The 21,269-nt window shown below is 67.9% G+C and carries 18 protein-coding genes; 14 read left to right on the top strand and 4 right to left on the bottom strand.

Annotation, left to right across the window (positions count from 1 at the left end; all coding sequences use genetic code 11):
• Positions 1-2 precede the first annotated feature (2 nt).
• From HNQ07_RS06255 to HNQ07_RS06245, 3 genes are read left to right on the top strand one after another with little or no spacing between them, the layout of a single operon-like run.
• Positions 3-2,768, top strand: coding sequence for a hybrid sensor histidine kinase/response regulator (locus HNQ07_RS06255; RefSeq protein WP_184110076.1), 2,766 nt, complete (start codon positions 3-5; stop codon positions 2,766-2,768).
• Entirely contained in the window at positions 2,765-3,502 is a 738-nt protein-coding gene (locus tag HNQ07_RS06250; protein ID WP_184110075.1) for a response regulator, read from the top strand. Before HNQ07_RS06255 ends, HNQ07_RS06250 begins: the two co-directional genes overlap by 4 nt.
• A gap of 11 nt (positions 3,503-3,513) precedes the next feature.
• Complete coding sequence (locus HNQ07_RS06245) at positions 3,514-4,296, top strand: response regulator (protein ID WP_184110074.1); 783 nt, start codon at positions 3,514-3,516, stop codon at positions 4,294-4,296.
• Between the two features lie 43 nt (positions 4,297-4,339).
• Here the strand turns inward: HNQ07_RS06245 and HNQ07_RS06240 are convergent, their stop codons facing one another.
• Complete coding sequence (locus HNQ07_RS06240; RefSeq protein ID WP_184110073.1) at positions 4,340-6,136, bottom strand: acyl-CoA dehydrogenase; 1,797 nt, start codon at positions 6,134-6,136, stop codon at positions 4,340-4,342.
• 148 nt (positions 6,137-6,284) lie between these two features.
• Here HNQ07_RS06240 and HNQ07_RS06235 point away from each other — a divergent pair, with 148 nt between their 5' ends.
• Both HNQ07_RS06235 and HNQ07_RS06230 read left to right on the top strand, forming a co-directional pair.
• Positions 6,285-7,259, top strand: coding sequence for an NADPH:quinone oxidoreductase family protein (locus HNQ07_RS06235; protein WP_184110072.1), 975 nt, complete (start codon positions 6,285-6,287; stop codon positions 7,257-7,259).
• Entirely contained in the window at positions 7,256-7,708 is a 453-nt protein-coding gene (locus tag HNQ07_RS06230; protein WP_184110071.1) for a MerR family transcriptional regulator, read from the top strand. The genes HNQ07_RS06235 and HNQ07_RS06230 overlap by 4 nt, the downstream gene beginning before the upstream one ends.
• A gap of 62 nt (positions 7,709-7,770) precedes the next feature.
• On the opposite strand, the gene HNQ07_RS06225 is transcribed toward HNQ07_RS06230, so the two are convergent.
• Positions 7,771-9,186 (bottom strand): replication initiator protein A, encoded by a 1,416-nt coding sequence (locus HNQ07_RS06225; protein ID WP_184110070.1) that lies wholly within the window; start codon positions 9,184-9,186, stop codon positions 7,771-7,773.
• 746 nt (positions 9,187-9,932) lie between these two features.
• Between HNQ07_RS06225 and HNQ07_RS06220 the strand changes: the two genes are divergently transcribed.
• Both HNQ07_RS06220 and HNQ07_RS06215 read left to right on the top strand, forming a co-directional pair.
• Positions 9,933-10,709 (top strand): ParA family protein, encoded by a 777-nt coding sequence (locus HNQ07_RS06220; RefSeq protein WP_184110069.1) that lies wholly within the window; start codon positions 9,933-9,935, stop codon positions 10,707-10,709.
• 17 nt (positions 10,710-10,726) lie between these two features.
• The gene (locus tag HNQ07_RS06215; protein ID WP_229831849.1) at positions 10,727-11,593 is read left to right on the top strand and encodes a ParB/RepB/Spo0J family partition protein; all 867 of its coding nucleotides are present in this window, start codon (positions 10,727-10,729) and stop codon (positions 11,591-11,593) included.
• A 449-nt stretch (positions 11,594-12,042) separates the two neighbouring features.
• On the opposite strand, the gene HNQ07_RS06210 is transcribed toward HNQ07_RS06215, so the two are convergent.
• Entirely contained in the window at positions 12,043-12,918 is an 876-nt protein-coding gene (locus HNQ07_RS06210) for a ParB/RepB/Spo0J family partition protein (RefSeq protein WP_184110067.1), read from the bottom strand.
• Complete coding sequence (locus tag HNQ07_RS06205; protein WP_184110066.1) at positions 12,915-13,676, bottom strand: ParA family protein; 762 nt, start codon at positions 13,674-13,676, stop codon at positions 12,915-12,917. The genes HNQ07_RS06210 and HNQ07_RS06205 overlap by 4 nt, the downstream gene beginning before the upstream one ends.
• Positions 13,677-14,304: 628 nt before the next feature.
• Between HNQ07_RS06205 and HNQ07_RS06200 the strand changes: the two genes are divergently transcribed.
• From HNQ07_RS06200 to HNQ07_RS06170, 7 genes are all read left to right on the top strand, one after another.
• Positions 14,305-14,571 (top strand): hypothetical protein, encoded by a 267-nt coding sequence (locus HNQ07_RS06200; protein WP_184110065.1) that lies wholly within the window; start codon positions 14,305-14,307, stop codon positions 14,569-14,571.
• 79 nt (positions 14,572-14,650) lie between these two features.
• Positions 14,651-16,048: a DEAD/DEAH box helicase family protein gene (locus tag HNQ07_RS06195; RefSeq protein ID WP_260322801.1), complete on the top strand. Its 1,398-nt coding sequence runs from the start codon at positions 14,651-14,653 to the stop codon at positions 16,046-16,048.
• On the top strand, positions 16,035-17,261 hold the full coding sequence (locus HNQ07_RS06190) for a DUF790 family protein (RefSeq protein WP_184110064.1): 1,227 nt from the start codon (positions 16,035-16,037) through the stop codon (positions 17,259-17,261). Before HNQ07_RS06195 ends, HNQ07_RS06190 begins: the two co-directional genes overlap by 14 nt.
• A gap of 70 nt (positions 17,262-17,331) precedes the next feature.
• Positions 17,332-17,631 (top strand): membrane protein insertion efficiency factor YidD, encoded by a 300-nt coding sequence (gene yidD / locus HNQ07_RS06185; protein ID WP_184110063.1) that lies wholly within the window; start codon positions 17,332-17,334, stop codon positions 17,629-17,631.
• Between the two features lie 670 nt (positions 17,632-18,301).
• Positions 18,302-19,531 (top strand): ABC transporter substrate-binding protein, encoded by a 1,230-nt coding sequence (locus HNQ07_RS06180; protein ID WP_184110062.1) that lies wholly within the window; start codon positions 18,302-18,304, stop codon positions 19,529-19,531.
• Positions 19,528-20,436, top strand: coding sequence for a carbohydrate ABC transporter permease (locus HNQ07_RS06175; protein WP_229831850.1), 909 nt, complete (start codon positions 19,528-19,530; stop codon positions 20,434-20,436). The genes HNQ07_RS06180 and HNQ07_RS06175 overlap by 4 nt, the downstream gene beginning before the upstream one ends.
• On the top strand, positions 20,426-21,268 hold the full coding sequence (locus HNQ07_RS06170) for a carbohydrate ABC transporter permease (protein ID WP_184110061.1): 843 nt from the start codon (positions 20,426-20,428) through the stop codon (positions 21,266-21,268). Before HNQ07_RS06175 ends, HNQ07_RS06170 begins: the two co-directional genes overlap by 11 nt.
• The last annotated feature ends 1 nt before the right edge of the window (position 21,269 follow it).

Genomic DNA, 21,269 nt, shown 5'->3' with positions numbered 1-21,269 from the left:
CCATGGACGCCGCGACGCGCACCGGACTGCTGCCGGCCTTCCTGAGCGAGGCCCGGGCCGACCTGAGCACGCTGCGGGCCGGCGCGGACGCCCTGCGGGCCGGCCTCGAGGACGACGCGCTCCTGCTGGGACGCCTCGCCATCGTCGCCCACCGCATGCGCGGCAGCGCGGGCCTCTACGGCTTCCCGCAGCTCTCGAAGGTGGCCGCGCTGCTCGAACGCGTCCTGGAAGCGCGGCCTGACCTGCACACTGAGGCCCGCACGGCCTACGCGGCGCTGCTGGACACCGCGCTGGCGGTGCTGGGTGAGGGCCTGGACGACGTGACCGCCGGCCGCGGCGAGGCCGAGCTGGGCCTGCGCTTCACGCGCGCGGGCGGCGCGGCGCAGCTCCAGGCGATGCTGCGCGCCCAGCCGCAGGCCTTCGTGCCCCAGCCGCTGCCGACCCCCACACCGGACGTGCTCGAGACCGAAGCTGTTCCCGTGGACGGCCCAGTGCCGGGCACCGATCTGACGGGCGTCCTGCGCGCCTTCGTGCGGGAACAGGGCGAGGTGTGGGAGTACTTCGCACCGGAAGTGCGCGAGCACCTGGCCAACCTGCGCGCCCAGCTGGACCAGCCGGAACCCGATCTGGACGTCACATTCCGCGCGGCGCACACCATCAAGGGCAGTTCGTTCATGGTGGGCCTGGACCCATTGGGCACCTTCGCCCACACGCTGGAGGATGTGCTCGGCGGGGTGCGTGACGGCCTGCTGCGGCTGGGCACGCCCATGCGCGACGAGCTGCGGCGCGCCGCAGACGTGCTGGACGCCATGCTGCGCGTCGCGGAGGGGGCCGACGAGCCGGTCTTGGCGGCGCTGGAGCAGCACTCGGCGCGGCTGGCACAGCTGGCCAGCGGGGAGGTCACAGCGCCCACCCCGGCCCCCGAGGCGACCCGCGAGACCCCGGTCGCCGCGCCCGAACTCGCCACGCTGCGGGTCCCGGCACGGCAGCTCGAGGGGCTGATCGACCAGATGGGCGGCCTGGTCACGTCGCGCGCCCGGCTGGGGCAGGCCCTGACCAGACTGGACGACCTCCAGCGCGCGATGCAGGACAGCCAGGACCGCTTCGGCCGCGCCGTGCGGGACTTCGAGGAACGCTACCTGAACCCCGACATGCTGCGCGCCGCCGGGGACGCCCGCCCGGAGCGCGCCGGTCCCGCGCTGGCCGAGGAGTTCGACGAGCTGGAACTGGACACCTACTCCGACCTGAACATCCTGGCGCGCTCGATCACGGAGCTCAGCGCCGACTTCGCCGAGGTCCGCCGGCGCCTGGACGGCGCGGTGGGCGACCTGCTGGGCGAGCACGAGGACATGGGCAAACGCCTGCGCCGCCTGCGTGTGGACCTGACCCAGACGGCCCGCGTGCCGTTCTCGCAGGTCACGACCCGGCTGCGCCGCTGGGCGCGCGACCACCGCGAGCGCGTGGACCTCGTGACGCGCGGCGACGACCTCAAGGTCGACAGCGCCACCCTGCAGCGCCTGGGCGAGCCGCTGCTGCACCTGCTCACCAACGCCGTGCACCACGGCCTGGGCAGCCCGGAGTCGCGGATCGCCGCCGGCAAGCCCGCCACCGGCCGCGTCGAGCTGAGCGCCGCACTGGCTGGCTCGTTCCTGGAGATCACCGTGCAGGACGACGGCCGCGGCCTGGACTACGCCGCGATCCGCGAGCGGGCGCTGGCGCGCGGCCTGCGCTCGGCCCAGGAACTGAACGTCATGGAGGACGAGGAGGTAGCCCGCCTGATCCTGCTGCCGGGCCTCTCGACCGAGCAGCACGTCAGCACCGTGGCCGGCCGAGGGGTCGGCATGGACATCGTGGCGACGACCACCCGGCAGCTCGGCGGGGAGCTGCTGATCCGCAGCCGCCCCGGCGAGGGCACCGCCTTCACGCTGCGCCTGCCCACCACCCGCCGCATCATGGACGTGCTGCAGGTGTGGGTCGGGTCCGTGCCGCTCGCGTTCGCGGTGGCCGGCGTCCGCGCCCTGCGCGAGCTGGACGAGGACGAGCTGCGCATCGGCGAGCTGGGCTTCGAGGCGCCCTTCGAGGGCCGCTGGGTGCCGGTCATCGACCTGCGCGACCTGTGGGGCGCGGACGCGGCGGGCCGCACCTTCTCGCTGGTGATCCTCTCGACCCTGGCCGGCGAGGTCGCGGCGCGGGTGGACTCCTTCGGCACCATCGAGGAGAGTTCCGTCGCGCCGCCCGGCACCCTGCTGGGCACGCTGGACTATCTCAGCGGCACGGCGCTGTCCGCGTCCGGCGAGGTGCTGCCCCTGCTGGAACCGCAGGGTCTGCTGCGCCTGGCCCGCCGGCCGGACGCGTGGCTGCGCTCCGGCGCCGCCGCCGAGCAGGGGGCGGCGCGCGGACGCCTGCTGCTGGTCGACGACTCGCTCAGCGTGCGCCGCGTAGTGGGCCGCATGCTGGAACGCGCAGGCTTCACGGTCGAGACTGCCAACGACGGCCAGGAAGCCTACGAGAAGCTGCAGCTCGATCCCCGCTTTGACGTGGTCCTGAGTGACCTGGAGATGCCGCGTATGAACGGCTTCGAGCTGCTGTCCAGCCTGCGGGCGCGCGCGGCCACCGCGGCGCTGCCGGTCGTGATCATGACCACCCGCGCCGGCGAGAAGCACCAGCGGCTGGCCTTCAACCTGGGCGCCACAGACTACTTCACCAAGCCCGTGAACGAGGCGCTGCTGCTGCGCCGCGTGGGCCGCCTGGCTGGAGCGCAGATATGAGCACCCCGGTCATGCTGACGGTGCTGAACAACCCCGCGCGCGCGGCGATGTACGGCCACCTTGCCCGCCAGGTGGGCGTGCAGGTCGTGCACGCCGAGGGCGCCCTGCACGCCCTGACGCAGCTGGAACGCACGTCGGTGGACGCGATCATCTGCGACGCGCAGATGCCCGACATGTCCGGCGCGGAATTCTGCTCGGTGGTGGCGGGCGACGACTCGACCAGCCGCCTGCCGGTGTACCTGATTCCCGGCGCGCCGGACGCCGGCGACCACCGCTTCATGACGCTGCCCGCCGGCCCCGAGGTGCTCGCCCGCGCGTTCCGGCAGCTGGGCGTGGACATGGCCCACTACCCGGTGCCGATGAACACCCGCCGGCGGCCGGAACTCGACGGCCACCTGGGCGCGCCCAGCCTGCCGGAATTCCTGAACTGGGTGGCGGACCTGGCGTTCAGCGGCCACTGGCTGGTCACGGTGCGCCCTGAGGGCGGCAGCCAGCGCACCGGTCACCTCGCCATGAACGCGGGGCAGGTCGTGTACGCCGAATTCGCGGGCCGCTCCGGCAAGGCCGCGATCCTGGCGCTGCTGAAGTTCATCGAGCAGCACCCGGCCGCAGAGTTCAGCTTCTACCGCTCGCCCGAAGTGCCCGTGCACGATGCCCAGGACTTCACCCAATCCACCGCCCGCCTTCTCATCGAACTTGCCGTCGACCTGGACGAATCCAGCGCGCGGCCCTGACAGGACACCCCATGCCACAGATCTTCATCGTCGACGACAGCGTTTCCGTCCGCAAGGCCCTCGAGATCACCTTCAAGCGTCACGCCCTGACCAGCCACAGCGCGGTCAGCGGCGAGGAAGCGCTCGAGGCGCTGCTGAACGAGCCGACCTCCTTCGACCTGCTGATGGTGGACGTGATCATGCCGGGCATGAGCGGTCTGGAGCTATGCTCGACGCTGCGCCGCCAGGAGCGCTTCCACTCGCTGCCGGTGATCCTGATGAGCGGCAACGTCGACGAGGAGATCCGCGCGCAGGCCCGCGACGCCGGCGCGAACGCCGTGCTGCGCAAGCCCTTCAGCCAGGACGAACTCATTCCGATGGTCGAGGGCCTGCTCCCTGGCCGCGCTCCTGCCCCAGACGCGCAACCCGCTGAGGTGCCCGCTCTCCAGGCGGCCGTGGCCGCCGCTCCGGTGCCGGCACCGGCCGCTGCCCCGGCCCCGGAGCGGCCGGTGGGCGAGGCGCAGCGCCTGATCCAGCACTACCACGACTCGGGCCGTGCCGAGGCGCTGGCCCTGCTGGACGCCAGCCACAAGCTGCTCGGGCACCAGGGTCGGCCGCTGGACCCCAAGCTGCTGAGTTTCGCGTCGTACTTCGTGAACACGGCCCGCGTGATCGGGCACCAGTTCATGGCCGAGAACCTGCACACGGTCACCCTGCGCTACCAGCAGCGCGACGTGGTGCTGCACGTGCACGCCGACTTCACCCTGGTCGCCGTGACCCGCACGGAGCGTGACGCCGGCAAGCTGCTGAACTGAGCCCGGCGCTGCACAGCCAGGACAGGGACGGCGGGTCCTGCGTTCAGAACCACTCAGCCTGCATCTCCAGCGTGGTGGTGTCGGCGCTGGCGAGCAGCTCGGCGAGGGCACGCACCTTGGGCAACTCGTACACGGCGTAATAGCGCGCGGTCTGGAGCTTGCCGCGGTAGAAGGCCGCGTCGTCGCCGCGGGCCAGATCCAAGGCGCTCGCGGCGACTGTCGCCTGCCGCAGCCACATCCACCCGACCACCGTGTGCCCCAGCAACTCCAGCGCCGCGTTGGCGTTGGCCAGGACGCGTTCCGGTCCAAGCGCGTCGGCCTGCCCGAGCAGGGTGCCCAGCGCCTCCCGCGCGTGGCCGGCAGCCGTAGTGAGGGCGGTACCGATGCCCTCCACGGCCTCCAGCCCGTCCGCGCTGGCCAGATCCGCGTGGATCCGCTCCAGCAGCACCGTCAGGCCCCGTCCGCCCGCCTGCGTGAGCTTGCGGCCCAGCAGATCGTTGCCCTGGATGCCCTCGGTGCCCTCGTGGATGGGGTTGAGGCGGTTGTCGCGGTAGTACATCTCGACCGGGTAGTCGCGGGTGTAACCGGCCCCGCCCATCACCTGAATCGCGTCGCTCAGGGCGTCCTGGGCATACCGGCTCGGCCAGGACTTCACCAGCGGGGTCAGCAGGTCGAGCAGCAGGGCCGTGTCCGGCCGGGCGTCCGGCGCGCCGGTCTCCAGGTCGTCCACCAGCGACGACGCGTACAAGCACAGCGCCAAGCCGCCCTCGACGATGGCCTTCTGCCGCAGCAGCAGCCGCTTCACGTCGGCGTGCTCGATGATCGGCACGGGCGGGCTGAGGGGATCGCGGACGCCGGGCCGCCGGCCCTGGCGGCGTTCGCGGGCGTACTCCAGGCTCACCTGGTACCCGGCCGAGGCGAGCATCACCGCGCCCAGCCCCACGCCTATCCGCGCCTCGTTCATCATGTGGAACATCTGTGCCAGGCCCTGGCCAGGTTCGCCCACCAGCTCGCCGACCGTCTCGCCGCCCTCGCCGAAGTTCAGGAGGGTGTTGGTGGTGCCGCGGTAGCCCATCTTGTGGTTCAGGCCCGCCAGTACCACGTGGTTGTCCTCGCCGAGCCGGCCGTCCGGGGTGGGCCGGTAACGCGGCACCAGGAACAGGCTGATGCCCTTCACGCCGGCCGGGCCGCCCTCGATGCGCGCCAGGACGAGGTGCACGATGTTCTCGGCGAGTTCGTGCTCCCCGCCGGAGATCCACATCTTGCTGCCCCGGAGGCTGTACGTGCCGTCCGCGCGCGGCGTGGCGGTCGTGGTGATGTCCGCGAGCCCGGAGCCGGCCTGCGGTTCGGACAGGGCCATGGTGCCGGTCCAGCGGCCCTCGATCAGGGGCTGCATGTACGTGCGCTGCTGCTCCGGTGACGCGAACACGCGCTGCAGGTTGGCGTTGCCGATGGTCAGGAAGGCGTATCCGGCGGTCCCGATGTTCGCCGCCTGGAAGTGCGCCATGACCGCCTGCATGACCACCCACGGCAGTTGCAGACCGCCCAGCGACTCGTCGTGGTGCGCGGCGTAGAAGCCCGCGTCTCGGAAAGCACGCAGAGCCTCCTTCGCCTCCGGCACGAGCACCACCTTGCCGTCTACGACATGCGGTTCGTTCAGGTCAGCAGCCCGAACGTGGTTGGCGAAGTACCGCTCCGCCACGGCGTAGGCGAGCTTCAGGACATCCTCATAGGTCTCGCGGGAGTGGTCGGCAAACCTCGGGCGCTCGGGCAGGCGGGCGGTGTCCAGCGCCTCGAAGAGCTGGAAACGGAGGTCGCGGCGGTCAAGGAAGGGGGCCATTTGATCGTCTCCTGGGGCCGGGGCGCCCGGCCGGGTACTGGGGTCTGGGCTACGGCGAGCGTATCCACGGTGTCCCCGCACGTCAACTGTGCACGCCCGCGTTAACATGATCCATGCTCCCCCCTGCCCTGACGACGCGAGGCGCTCCGTGCGCGCCCTGACCTGCGAGTCCTACGACGTGCCCGAGGCGCTGCGCGTGCTGGAGGGGCCGCAGCCCGTACCCGGCCCGGGCGAGGTGCTGATCGCGGTCGAGGCGGCCGGCGTGAACTACCCGGACGCGCTGATGGTCATGGGCCAGTACCAGGTGCGGCCTCCCCTGCCCTTTGTGCCCGGCGCGGAGGCCGCCGGCACGGTCGCCGCCGTGGGCCCAGACGTGGACGGTCTCCGGGTGGGGCAGCGGGTCGCCGCCTTCACCGGCACGGGCGCCTTCGCCACACACGTGATCGCTCAGGCCCGCGCGGTGATGCCCCTCCCGGACGGCCTGGACGCGGCGGTCGCAGCGACACTGCCGCTTGCATACGGCACGGCCATGCACGCGCTGGTCGACCGGGGCCGGCTGGTGAGTGGCGAGACACTGCTGGTGCTGGGTGCGGCGGGCGGCGTGGGTCTGGCGGCCGTGATGATCGGCAAGGCGCTGGGGGCACGCGTGATCGCCGGCGTGAGCAGCGCCGAAAAGGGCACCGTGGCCCGCGAGCACGGGGCCGACGAGATCATCGACTACGCCGCCGAAGACCTCCGCGCGCGGCTCAAGGTACTGACAGCCGGCAGCGGCCCCGACGTGATCCTCGATCCAGTGGGAGACGCGCTGGCCGAACCGGCGTTCCGCTCGATCGCGTGGGACGGTCGGTACCTCGTGGTCGGCTTCGCCGGCGGCGAGATTCCGCGCCTGCCGCTGAACCTGCCGCTGTTGAAGGGCGCGAGCGTGGTCGGGGTGTTCTGGGGCGAATTCGCGCGCCGGGAGCCCGCCGCCAACGCCCGCCACCTCGCGCAACTCGCCGCGTGGGTGCAGGGCGGCACTCTCCGGCCGCTGATCAGTGCGCGCTACCCGCTGGAACGCGGGCCGGAAGCGCTGCGGGCCCTGCTGGAGCGCCGCGTGACCGGCAAGGTCGTGCTCGTCCCGTGACGCCCGAGATCGCCTTCTACACCACCGCCGAACTCGCGCGCGAGGCCGGCGTAACCCGGCGGACCGTGATGCACTACGCCGAACTGAACCTGCTCACCCCGGATCAGGTGACGGCGTCGGGGCGGGCACTCTACGGTCCGTACTCGCTGCGCCTGCTGCGCGACCTGATCGACCTGCGCGCCCTCGGCATGACGCTGGAGGAGGCGCGCGACATGGTCACGCTGCGCCGGGCCACGCACGACGTCTCGGGCCAGTACCGCCGCGACTGGACACGCTCGGACGTCCCGATCAGCGACCAGCGGCTCGAGGCGCTGCATGCACGCCTGCGCGCCATCAACGAGGCGTACGCGCGACAAGAGGAGAACCTGGCGCGCTTCGACCGCTGGCTGGCGAAACGGCTGACAGGACCAGACGTTCCGAGGAGCCAGGAGGCCACCGGAGGCGAGTAAGGGCCACAAGAAACTTCGCCGGTGAGAAATCACCGGCGATCCTCTCGTCTCCCCTGCCCTGTTCAGGACGACACCTCGAGCAGCGGTTTCAAGCTCAGTCGGGTGCGCAGGTCCCGGACGATGCTCATCTTCTGCCCAGTGGCGATACCCTTGATGGCCCAGGCCTTGATCTCGAGGGGGTCCTCCAAACCTTCGTCCAGGGCGACGCGCAGGGTGTCCAGTTCGATGAGCTTGAGATCGTTGCGCAGCAGGAAGGTGAGCGTGCGCATGACTTCCTCGACCTGCTTTTCACGGGGCTGGGCCCGGAGCAGCGCGTCCTCGTCCTGCACTTCCTCCTGAGAGGCTCCAGAAGCCTCATCGAAGAGGGTAGGCTGCCCAACTCCCCGCCTCCGGCCCTCCTGGGCTTTAGAGGGCCGTTTCTGAGGCTCCACGGCCCCCTCGGGCATCTGGTACTTCGTGGGGTTCTTCAGGACGTCCACGTAAAAGGCCGGCTTGCTGCGCGGCTTGTAGCCATTCGCCAGGATGGCGCGACAGCGTGCCACGGCATCTTCCACACCACTCTCGCCGTGCTCGCGCACGAGTTGCAGCGCGCGGGTCTGTGTGATGCCCAGTTCTGCAAGTTCCTGTAGCAGGGCCGGGTCAGGGGGAATGAACGCCTCACCGAAGGTGTACTGGAGGAGCTTCTTCTTGCCACGCCCGAGATACTCGACGCTCTTGAGAAAACCCTTCTCAATCAGTTCTTCGTGCGCCGAGTCGAGCGTCCGCTGCGCCATGCTCGGCCGGTCCGTGACGATCTTGCACGCCTCTGCCCATTCCATCAGGCCCACCTGATAGGCCATGGCCACCGCGTCCGGATTCTCCGGATCGCGCCGCTGGGCATCGAGCAGCCGGTACAGCGCCCGTGTGGGTGGGCGTTTGAGCGTCTGCATGAACGACAGGTCGAGTGACTTGATGTAGCCCGCCCGGACACTGCGCGCGATCTCCTGTGGCAGCGTGATCCGCAGGACGCTGGAGGCGTCGAGCTTCTCGGCCTGCCCGGACGTGAATTCGATCCGGTCGATGTACCGGAAGTTGACGTTCGTCCACCGGCCACGCGGATGGTCCCGCCAACCCTCAGCGATGAAGTAGGTCGTGGTGGTCAGGCGTTTGAGGCTCTCATCGAGGGTCGCGTAATACCGGCCGCTGGTATCGAGACCGGCCATCATCAGCAGCTGGTACGGCGTACAGGTGACCGTGCCGTCCGTGGGTGACCCCTGGTCGATGTATAGGTTGACCAGCGCCGCGCTGATGTCCGTGTCGATTCCGTGCGGCACGCCGTACTCGGGCAGCGCCTGACACGTGACCCGGTAGCGGCGATCTCCGTCCTCGAGTTCGACGACCCAGTCCCGGTAATCAGCCGGAATGCGTTCCTGGACGCTAATCAGGCTGAGTCTGGCGATGTTCAGTTCGTCGAAGCGCTTGATTCCCCGGTCCGTCACGGATCCCCCTGTTGTTGTTTTTCTTTTAGTAGATCTTTTTATCTTTTAAAAGAATATATGTTGTCAACAACAAGCGGCGCCGCTCCTCGCGTGCTGGACGCGCTCCAGGGTCCCAAACGGCGCAAGTTGTCCGATAGTTTGGCGCAAGTTGTCCGATAGTTTGGCCCCCGTTTCGGCGCAAGTTGTCCGACCTCAGAGCAGCAACAGCGCAAGTTGTCCGATAGCAACGGCGCAAGTCGTCCGATAGCGGCGTGGCTGGAACGGCGCGAGTTGTCCGATAGTGCAGGGCGCGCATGGCGCAAGTTGTCCGATACGCTGCCACCAAACGGCGCAAGTTGTCCGATAGTTCAAATGCGTCTGGATGCATCGACGATTTCTGGCGTTTTCAAGGGGGTCCGCCGGTCAAACGGCGCAAGTTGTCCGATAGCGGGCTGCGGAAAACGGCGCAAGTTGTCCGATAGTGGGTCCACACGATCAAAACGCGCTTCAGAGAGGCCGCTCGCAGTGGCCGCCCGCTTGGGTCCTGGGAACAAAACGGCGCAAGTTGTCCGATAGTCTCAGAAGGTCTCCACAATGAATGGCGCAAGTTGTCCGATAGGTTCGCGCCACGCCACCGGCATTTTTTGCCATATAGGACGCGTTCGCCACTCGTCACTGATTCCGTGCAACTCAGTCTGCTCGTCATGTGACGAGCAAGCCGCGCTACCTTCGTCCAGACGTTCAGATGCCGAGGTAGGCTGTATGTAATGCGGACGATGACGCTTTTCAACCATGCGGGCGGGGTCATGAAATCGAGTCTTACCCGCGACGTGGGCTACACGCTGGCCCAGGCAGGTCAGCGCGTCCTGCTGGTCGATCTTGATCCGCAGGCGAACCTTACCGACTGGTTGGGTGTTACCGATATCAGGCAGGATCAGACGGTCTTCAACACGGCGACACAGGGCTCTCCTCTGCCCGATCCAGTGCAGGTTCACGGCCTGTCCCTGATTCCGAGCGACGTCTCCCTGGCCCTGGCCGAAGGACGGATGATGGGTGTGGTTGGCGCGCACCTTCACCTTCGACAGGCCCTGGCCCAGGTGGCTGACCAGTACGACAGTGTGCTGATCGATAGCCCACCCAGCCTGGGCCAGCTGTCGATTCTGGGCGCTCTGGCTGCCGATCACCTGATCGTGCCGGTGCCCACGCGCCAGAAAGGCATGAATGCTCTGGCCGGCCTGGGCGAAGCGATGGCGACGTATCGCAAGCTCCGCCCAGACCTGACCGTCGCGCTGTATGTACCGACGCTCTACGACGCCCGACGTTCGCACGACCGCGAGGCATACGAGGTTCTCAAGCAGCTTCTGCATCCTCTAGCAAGTCCGATCGCTGACCGCGGGGCGGTGTGGAATGACAGCGCCAGTGCCGGGCAGCCGGTCGGAATGTACGCCAACGGTTCACCCGTCCACCGCGACGTCCTGCGCGTCACTCAGGAGATCAGCGACGCCGCTGGCCTGGGTGTGATCATTCCCGGAGCGCCCGCGTGACGCGCCGGGGTCGACCCGTGATCGGCGCCCGACTGACTGGCCTCGTCGCCTCGGTCGATGACCTGTCGCAGCCGGCCACCACGACCGTGCCCGTGGGCAGCCTGCGACCTGGCGTGTTCCAGCCGCGCGTTCACTTCGATGAGGCCACGCTCTCCGACCTCGCGCGCTCCATTCGTCAGCAGGGCATCCTCCAGCCGCTCCTTGTTCGCCCCGAAGCGGGCGGACACTACGAGATCGTGGCGGGCGAGCGACGTTGGCGGGCCGCCCAACTGGCCGGTCTGGATGAGGTGCCGGTCCTCATCCGCACCCTGAACGACGCCGAGGCGCGGATGGCGGCCGCAGTCGAGAACCTGCAGAGGGAGAACCTGAACGTGATTGAGGAGGTTCGGGCACGTCTGCAGGTGGCAGCCGCCACCCTTGATGTCCCGGAGTCGGAGGCCGTCGCGCGGATGTTTGCCCTTGACCGTCATCCCGAGGCAGCGCCTGATCTCGTCGCAGCCCTCGACGCGGCCTTCGGTTCGCTCGGCCGTGAGACGTGGCGCAGTTTCATCCGAAATCGTGCTGCCGTTCTCAATCTGCCCCCCGATGTCCAGGCCGCCGTGCGCGAGGGCCTCGACTATCGTAAGGCTCTGATCATCGGCCGCGTCAAGGACGCAGGCGAGCGCCTGACCCTGCTGGAGCGTACGCAGAGCGGCATCACTGTTCAGGAACTCCGTGCGCTGGTTTCGGGACCCCGCGTGCCTGCCCACCCGACACCAGACGATCCTTGGACCACCGTAGGACGCCATCTGCTGGACGCGCAGTCTCGTGCTCGCCTCGACCATCGCAAACGGAGCCAGGTAGAAAAGCTCCTGCGTCAACTGGAAGCGCTCCTCGAGGCATAGGTCGTGTTTGGCCTATGTTTAAAAGCAGCGTAGTGAGGTCAGGGCCTGCTCAGTTGGGCCGCTGTACGACAGCCGTACAGGTCTTGCGTGGTAACGCTCCACACAACGCGACGGATCGTGAATGTCATCAGGGCCCCGTTGGGTAGGGGCACATCTGTGGTCATGAAGGGGTGGCTCAGGCTGATTTTAGGTCTATAAAGCCCCTGAATGCCGCAGGGCGACCCGCTCTCCGGTTGCAGAAGCAACGGTCCTAAATGCTCGACGGCAGCTGAAGCTCACCCATACTGCATGGCCATTAGCAATCGCGGTCGAGCCCGACCGCGCGGTCTGCCGGAGCCATATCGGAGCGCATCGTGACAGCTCTGAATGCACAGCAACGCTGACCGACCTATTCGTGTTCTACAGCAGCTTGTGCACGAAAGAATTCGTCAGGTGCGCTGCTTGAAACATCACCCCGTCCGATCCCTGATGAAGTTTGGCATCCGAGCAAGCCAGCGGTCCATTTCTTTGCGCTGGTGCTCGTCCAATGACGCAAGGAAACGGCGGCTCGAGAGGCGGCGGCCAGCGGTGGCAGCAAGGTCTGGGCTCTCGACCGGCGCCGCCAGCCGCTCGACCTCCTGCCTGAGGTCCGTTCGACTGGCGCCGCCCTCTGCCAGTGAGATCAAGCGATCCATATGGGCTGCCGGCGAGCCGGCTATGACGGACGCGACTGTCAGCGGGAGCCCACGCCTCAACGCAGCTAGAACCGCGTCCGGCCAGCCGAGCACGCGCAGCTTGTTCTTCGCGAACGATTGCCAGGTTTCCCCCAGCGGCGCGAACGCGGCCGCCAGAGCCGCCGCTTCCTCTCCGGGGTCCTGTTTGGTAAGGCGAATGAGCCGTGACCGTGCCTGATCCGGAGTGAGATTCAGCGTCGCCGCAGCGAGCTCGAGCTTGGCGTCCACCTCGTCGATGACGTTGAGGTTTTCCCGTTGAAGGTTTTCGACCAGAGCCACGATGCGCGCTTCCTGGTCGCTCAAGGTGCGGATGACGACCGGTACCTCAGTCACTCCGGCGAGCTGTGCGGCGCGCCACCGCCGTTCCCCCGCGACGATCTCGTATCCGTCGCCGTCAGGACGCACCAGCAGGGGTTGAAGCACCCCATGTTCCCGGATGCTGTTCGCCAGGCTCTCCAGACTGCCCTGCGGAAACGTCCGCCGCGGTTGACCTTTGCCTGTGGTAAGGGTGTTCACTGGCAGCGTCCGCGTCGGAAGGTCCGGGCTTGTCAGGAGAGCGGCCGAGGCACCGAGCAGCCCGCCGAGGTTTGGCCCCTTGCGCTTCTGGCTCATGCGGTCACTTCCAATTTCAGGGCCTCACTGACCGAGCGGGTCAATTCCTGTACGTCCCGGTGAACAGGGCTTCCAGGTGCAAACATGCCCACCGGCTGTCCTGCGCTGCTGGAGTCGAGCCACACCGCGCCGCGCAACGGTACGGGCCGAGACACCTGCGGCAGATTGGCACGCAAAGCCTGCAGCACTTCCCGGTCATGGGCACGTCGTCCCTCGTACATGGTCGGGATGTACAGCGCGACGCCAAGGTCCGGTCGCAGGCGGTGGTACAGCTCCAGGGCGCTCTGGAGTCCAGGCAGAGCATCGAGCCCCTTTTGCTGGGTCAGCACCGGAACGATCAGGTGGTCGGCTGCGAGCGCTCCGAGGGCGGCCAACTGGCCCAGGCTCGGCGGCGAGTCGATCAGCACGACGTCGTACGAATCGCGCAACTGTCCCAGGGCCTGACGCAGGGTCAACACTGCGCCGATCTGCCCGCTGATCTGTGCCTCTGCGAGCGACAGGCTGATATGCGCTGGGATCAGATGGAGGCCATGTGCCTCCCTGGGTTGGGGCAGCGATTTGCCTTCCAGTGCCAGCGGATAGACCGTATCTGAAAGGTCAACGTTTTCGACCCCGAGCCACTTGGTCAATGAAGCCTGCGGATCGAGATCGACGAGAAGAACCCGCATGCCCAAGCCTGTCAGTTCATAGCCGACATCACGCACGATGGACGTCTTACCCGCACCTCCAGCGTGATTGAACACCGTCGCAATTTTCACGCGAGCACCATACCGCGCGGGGTGGTCTTACCGGTAAGACCAGGGCTATCTGGCCGGTTGTATCGACGCCATGGGTGCACTCACGTGCCGCGGCTGCGGAAGGTGCATCGAGACAGTCACACGCTGCTGTGGGTCGTTCCCAACCTGATCTCCAATGCTTTGCATCTCATGCTCAGCCGCTTCCACGGTGCCCTTTGAACGTAGCTCATGGTCGAGGTGGGCACCCGAACGTTTCTCTCGCAAAGCAGGGCAGCGGACCTCTACCAGTGCTTCACTCACACACTTGTGGATAGTGTTCAGCGCTGGCACCATGAGACGGGTTCCGGGGGCACCAACCAGCTCGGGCCCGGCGACGTCCGATACCTCGTGGCCCCACAGGATGGCAACTGGAAGGCAATGAGGTGCTGGACGCTCGTGCGACCACACGCTTGATGCTTCCCAAGACAAAGTGGAACGGGGGAGGGGAGACGTGTGGCCGATCCTTTGCGGTGTGAGTGGTGGCTGGGTGCGGCTCTCGGCCACACGTCCCTCTGATGGCGGGCGAGTGTCAGACCGTGGCTATGCGGCGCGGCGTCAACAGACCCCATCACAGACGTCTTATGGCGTATTGCGGTAGACTGATTATGCTATGGACGAAGTAACACCGAACCTGATCCTGATCGTCCCCGAGCACCACGAGATCAATGCGGACGCCGTTGACGACCTGTGGCGGTATGTCCGGATGACCTACGGCGCAGAACTCAGTCTGGTCCAGTCAACCGAGCGCCGGGACAGTGTGGTGCCGCTGTATACCGGGCCGTGGCGCTGGGACGGTCCGGTGCCGCTGCACGACGACCTATGGCCGCGGATTCAGCGCACGACCTTCAGCCTTGAGTGGTTACACGGTGTGCTCTGACGCGGGCCAGCTGCGCCGATCCGTCCCGGACGACCCCTCCGGCGCGCGGAGCGGGCAGACGTCGGGCCGGCCGCCCACGCTGCGGCTTGACCGCGGCACCCTGGTGATGCGCGACCGTCCGGAGGCGGTCGCCGGGCTGTTCACCTGGGATGCCCGCAGCCAGAATTACCGCGCTCCAGGCACCCGCTACCGGGACGTGATGGAACTCCTCAGGGATGCTGGAATCGCAGTCAGGGACGAGGCCAGCGCGTTTGTAAAACTGGAGCTCGGCTTTGCGCGGGATGTGATTCCGTATCCACACCAGACCGCTGCCGTCCGCGCTTGGAAAGCTGCCGGGCGCCGGGGGGTCGTGGTGCTCCCGACCGGCGCCGGCAAGACCCTGGTGGCCCAGCTGGCCCTCAGGGACACGCCACGGAGCGCCCTGATCTGCGTGCCCACGCTGGACCTGTTGCAGCAGTGGTACGCCGGGCTGGTGGCGGCCTTCCCGGACGCCAGTGTTGGGCTGCTGGGCGGGGGCAGCCATGACGACACGCCGCTGCTGGTCAGCACCTACGACAGCGCCGCCATCCACGCCGAGGAGCTGGCTGGCAGGTACGCGTTTCAGATCTTTGACGAGTGCCACCACCTCCCGGCCGACTTCACTCGCGTGATCGCCGAGATGGGGCTCGCGCCGTACCGCCTGGGCCTCACTGCAACCCCCAAGCGGTCCGACGGCCGGGAGCGGGATCTGGACTCGCTGATCGGCCCCATCGTGTACGCCGCGGCCCCCGACGACCTGGCTGGCGACACGCTCGCGGACTACCGCGAGACGATCATCCGCGTGAAGCTCAGCCAGGGTGAACAGCGCCTGTACGACGACCTGATCCGCAAACGGAACGACTTTCTGCGGCTGCAGGGCATCCGTCTGGGGTCGCTGGAGGGCTGGACCGAGTTCGTCCGGGCGAGCGGCAGTCCGCCGGGCCGGGCCGCCATGCGGGCACACCGGGAAGCGAAGTCGCTGGCGTACGGCACCGAGGGCAAATTGCGCGTGCTAGAGGAACTGCTGGCGAACCATCCGCACGCGCGCACCCTGATCTTCACGGACGACAACGACACGGTGTACCGCATCAGCCGCGAGTTCCTGATTCCGGCCATCACGCACCAGACGCCGGTCAAGGAGCGGCATGCCGTGCTGGAGAGGTTCCGGTCCGGGGCATACCGGGTCATCGTGACCAGCCGGGTGTTGAACGAGGGCGTGGACGTGCCGGAGGCGAGCGTGGCGGTCGTCCTCTCGGGGACCGCCACCGAGCGCGAGCACATCCAGCGGCTGGGCCGTATCCTCCGGCGGGTCGAGGGCAAGCAGGCGGTGCTGTACGAGGTGATCACCGAGGGCACCAGTGAGGAGCGCGTCAGCCAGCAGCGGCGGGGGCAGTGGCAGGCGGGGATGAGCGCGCAGGACATTGCCGACCATTACCTGGACATCAATGCTCCCGACTGAGCTGCTGCAATTCCGTGTGAAGGCCGGGCTGGTCGAGCCCAGACGCCTCAGGCCGACCACGGCCAACCTGAACCTCGCCGCCGACCTGATCGGGGTGTTCGAGGATCACCTCGGCAAGCGGCGCTGGGAGCTGGACGAGGCCATCCGCGCCCTTGAGGTCGGCCGCCAGGACTTCAAGACGGTCCGTGCCCTGGCCCACCTGCTGACCGGCATGGGCACCTTCGAGGCGGGCGGCCACGTGGACCCCGTGCACGTCCGCGCGAAGGTCTTTGAACTCGCTCAGGCCCACGTGCCGAGCCGCCGGCAGACGCCACACCTCCTCGAACAGGCGGCGAGGGCCCTGTCGAGCGGATCGCCGCTGTCGGCCGCTGACGTGGCGTCCAGCCTGTACGCCGACCTGTCCGATCAGCAGACGCTGGTGACCTTCGAGCCGCCGGCCGCCCTGGAACTGATCCACCGCTACGACCTGGCGCAGGCACAGGGCATGCTGTACCGCGCCTACAGTCTGGTGATTACCGCCCGGCGCAACGAGCCCGCCCGCTACAAGCAGCTCCTGAAGTACCTGAAGTTTTTCGGCCTGATGGTGACCGTCGAGGGCGATGCCGAGTTCGGGTTCACGCTGACCCTGGACGGACCCACGAGCCTGTTCGGCTCGACCACACGCTACGGCCTGGCGATGGCCAAATTCCTTCCGGCCCTGCTGCACGTCACGAAGTGGGACCTGTCGGCGGCCCTCAAACCGCGCAAGGACCTGTCCTGGGTGGACCCCGGGGACGACGAGTGGTCGTTCCAGCTGACCAGCGAGGACGGCTACGTCAGCCATTACGCGCCTCCCAGCGAGCATGACTCGGCGCTGGAGTCCGGGTTCGCGGAGCGCTTCGCCAAGTTGCAGACGACCTGGACATTGGAGCGGGAGGTGGACCTGGTGCCGGTGCCGGGCGGGGTGATTCTGCCGGACTTCCGCATCAAGCGGGGAGACGCGTCGGTGCTGGTGGAAATCGTGGGCTACTGGCGGCCAGAGTACCTGCGTAAGAAGTTCGAACTGCTGCGGAAATCCGGGCGGCAGGACGTCATTGTGTGCGTGTCGGAGCGGCTGAATCTGGAAAGGGCGGGTGTGAACCCCAGTGACTTCGGCGAGCGGGTGGTGTGGTTCAAGGGCGTGCTGCATCCCAGGGACGTCCTCGCCGTCGCGGAGCGGATGACCGGCCCGTGACGCGCGCGGCGATGAGGAGCCCTTCACCGCACCCGGTCCCGCGCTGGAAACAGGCGCGTTACCGTCACGCATGAATACCCTCACGACCACGGCGGTGACGTCCATTGACCTGTACCAGCGCTGGCTGTCGCCGCTCAAGGGCTTCCGGTGCGCGCACGCCGCCCTGTACGGCGGCGCTTCGTGCTCGGCGGCGATCCGGGACATCCTCGTCCAGCAGGGAGTGGCCGGCAGCGGCGCGGCCATCGCCGCGAGACTGCACACCTGCCGGCAGGCGGCCTCGCACCTGGCAGCTGCGCCGCTGGTGACGGGCGGCCGCGTCCGTGGAGTGTGCTGCTGTGGCCCGGTGCCCATCCCGTTCCGCTGTGGCTGATTGCCCGTAGGGGAGACCCCTCCAGCACGGACTTGGACGCTGCGGAGGCATTCAGTGGGGCCGCCAGCCGATCCGACATGTTTGGTGAGGTTACGGCACGTTGAGTCGAGGATGCCTGAAGCGCGGGCGGCGCCTGGACCAGGGCTAGAGCAGTGATCACTGCAGTGAACGTCGTTGCAAGGCACGCTCGCGTCATCCACCTGACGCCCTGGGCTGCGAGCTTGGAAGCTGAGTCTTCAGACTGTGGGGTCAGTGTTTCTGGCCCAGCGGACACCGACTGCAACGGAGACACGGCCCAGCCAGACCACACACCGCACCGACGGAGTTCCGTCACATCGGCGCGGATCTGAACGTGCTGGGGCGACGCCACACTGCGGCGCTCAGCGCGGCGGTCGCCGGCAGCATCGCCCACATCCTCAGCCACGTGACCCCCGTCGATGTCCTGATGGCCCGGTGAAGCTGAGATGGCCGTCCGACAGGGTAAGAGCGGGTGCGCCGTCTCATCGGCGCTGTTGAAGCGCTTGCCAGCTCAGCGGATCTCGCGCGTGCTGCGGGAGTTGCCCGGAGGGAGGGAGGCCGTACCGGTGCGTCCGACATCCGGTCGCGGCAGCCTTGACAAGGGCTGCGCCCATTCTGATAATACGCATAATCAAATGTTCTGGAGGTTTCGATGAACCGTACCGGTCTGGTGCTCAGCATGTCCGCCCTGTTGCTGTCGTCCGCCGCTTCCGCGCAGACGACGCTGCGTTTCTCCACGTGGGCCGGGGGAGACGGCCTCGCGCTGCTGCAACAGCTCGCCCAGGAGTACAGCGCGCAGAACCCGGGCGTGAAGGTCAGCGTCGAGGTCACGCCCTTCGCCGACTACGCCCGCAAGGTCGCGGTGCAGCTCGCCTCCGGCGACGGCCCGGACGTCGGCTGGCTGGCCGAGGCGAGTGTGCCCACCTTCCTCGCCAGCCGCTCCCTGCGCGACCTCGCCAGCTTCAAGACGGACGCGGCCTTCAATGTCGCGGACTTCCCGACCAGCGCCCTGTCGCTGTGGACCCAGGGCAAGGCGCTGTACGGCGTGCCCTTCTCGAACTCCCCGTCGGTGCTCTTCTACAACAGAGACCTCTTCCGGCAGGCCGGCGTGGCCGACCCCATGACCCAGTACGCCAAGGGCACGTGGACATACGCGGCTTTCCGCACGGCCGCCAAGGCCATCAAGGACAAGACCGGCGCGTACGGCGCGCGCATCATGCGCCTGGACATCAAGGCGTGGAACAGCGGTACCCTGCCGGTGCTGTGGTCGAACGGCGGCAACGCCTTCGACGCCAGCCTGAAGTGCGCGCTGAACACGCCCGCCAGCGTGCAGGCCTTCCAGCTCATGCACGACATGACCTTCAGGGACCAGTCCGTGCCGCGGCCCGGCGACCAGACGACCTTCCAGGGCGGCAAGCTGGGTATGTACGTCGATAACGTCAGCTTCAGTGCCCAGCTCAAGGACGCGCCCTTCAAGTGGGGTGTGGCGCCTATGCCCAAGGGCAGCGCGGGCCGCGTCACCCAGCTCGGGCAGGCGGGGTACGTGGTGTTCGCCAAGTCGGCCCACCCGGCTGAGGGGCAGGCCTTCCTGAAGTTCCTGGCGTCTCCGGCTGTGATGGCCCGCACCGCGAAGTTCTTCCCGCCGCCCCGCAAGAGCGTGCTGAACAGCGCGGCGTACCTGGGCAGCAACCCGGCCATCCCGGCAGCCGACGTGAAGACGGCGCTCGTCAGCCAGCTCGGCAGTGCCCGCGTGTTCAAGACCGGTGACAACTATTTGCGGGCCAACGACATCATCTCCAGCGGCCTGGAGAGCCTGTACCAGCCCGGCGCGAACGTGGGCAGCGTTCTGAACGACATCTGCCGTCAGGTCGACGCCCTGTGACGCGCGCGGCGCGCCCGGGGCGCCCGGCCCTGCGGCGCGCCCAGCGGGAGGCGCTGATGGGCGTGCTGTTCGCCGCGCCGTTCGCGCTGGGCATGCTGCTCGTGGTCATCGTGCCGCTGCTCGGCGTGATGGGCATCTCGCTGACGCAGTGGTCGCTGCTGGACGCGCCCCGCTGGGTGGGCCTGCGCAACTACACGCGCCTGGCCGCCGATCCGGCCTTCCTGCGCAGCGCCGGCGTGACGGCCGCGTTCACGGCGGGCATCCTCGCGCTGAACATCAGCGCCGCGCTGGCCCTGGCAACGCTGCTGAACGTCCGACTGCGCGGCATCGGGGTGTTCCGCACCATCGTCTTCTCGCCAGTGGTGATGCCGGTGGTCGCGTGGGCGCTGGTGTGGAAGTTCCTGCTGCAGCCCGACAGCCTTCTCAACACCTGGCTGTCGCGGCTGGGCGCGGGCGAGGTGAACCTGCTGTTCACGCCGTCCACGGCGCTGTGGACGGTCGTGGTGATCGAGGTGATCAAGTCCGTTGGCCTGAACGCCGTGATCTTCCTCAGCGCGTTGCAGGGCGTGCCGCCGGAACTGCACGAGGCGGCCCGGCTCGACGGCGCGACCGGGTGGCAGGTCTTCCGCCGCATCATCCTGCCGCTGATCTCGCCGACCTTCTTCCTGGTGTTCATCGTCACGCTGATCGGCGCGCTGAAGCTGTTCACGCCGGTGTACGTCCTCACCGGGGGCGGCCCGGCGGACTCGACGACCACCCTGATCGTGTACATGTTCAAGCAGGGCTTCCAGTTCTTCGAGTTCGGCTACGCCAGCGCCGTGGCGACCGTGCTGTTCGTGATCGTGCTGGCCCTGACCGTCGCCCAGTGGTCGCTGCGCCGCCGGCTGGTGTTCTATGAGGGCTGAGCGCGCGCCCCGCTGGTCGTGGGCGCTGTACGCTCTGCTCGTGCTCGTCAGCCTGCCGTTCCTGCTGCCGCTGCTGTGGCTGCTGGTGTCGGCGTTCAAGACCAGCGCGGCGATCTTCTCCTCGCCGTTCGACGTGAATCTCGCGCACCTGAGCCTGGCGAACGTCCGGCAGGTGTTCCACGACTACCCGTTCGCGCGGCAGTACGTGAACAGCGTGTACATTGCCGCGCTGGTCGTGCCGCTCACCATGCTGCTGTCCGCGCTGGCCGGGTACGCCTTCGCGCGGCTGCGCTTCCCCGGCCGGGACGTGGTGTTCATCCTCACGCTGGTCGCGATGATGGTGCCCAGCGAACTCACGGCCGTGCCGCAGTTCGTGGCGTTCAGCCGGCTGGGGCTCACGAACTCGCACGTCCCGGTGATCGTCACGCAGATCTTCAGCGCGACCGGCGCGCTGGCCGTGTTCCTGATGCGCCAGCACTTCATCACCCTGCCGCCCGAACTCGACGACGCCGGGCGCGTGGATGGGCTGGGCACGCTGGGCGTGTTCCGGTACATCATGCTCCCCCTCTCGCGGCCCGCGCTGGCCACGGTGGCGATCTTCGCGGTGCTGAACTCCTGGAACGACTACTTCAACCCATTGATCTACCTCAGCCGCGAGGGCCTGCTCACCCTGCCGCTGGCCCTGCAACGCTTCACGGACCCGCTCGGCGGCGTGTACTGGAACCTCACGCTGGCGGCCGGCGTGCTCGTCGCGCTGCCGGTGCTCCTCACCTTCCTCCTCGCGCAGCGGCAGTTCATCGAGAGCCTGGCCGCCAGCGGCACCAAAGGTTGAT

Source organism: Deinococcus metalli, assembly GCF_014201805.1.
GTDB lineage: Bacteria > Deinococcota > Deinococci > Deinococcales > Deinococcaceae > Deinococcus > Deinococcus metalli.
The sequence above is the reverse complement of the archived record's forward strand: the minus strand, read 5'-3'. Positions and strand labels throughout refer to the sequence as shown.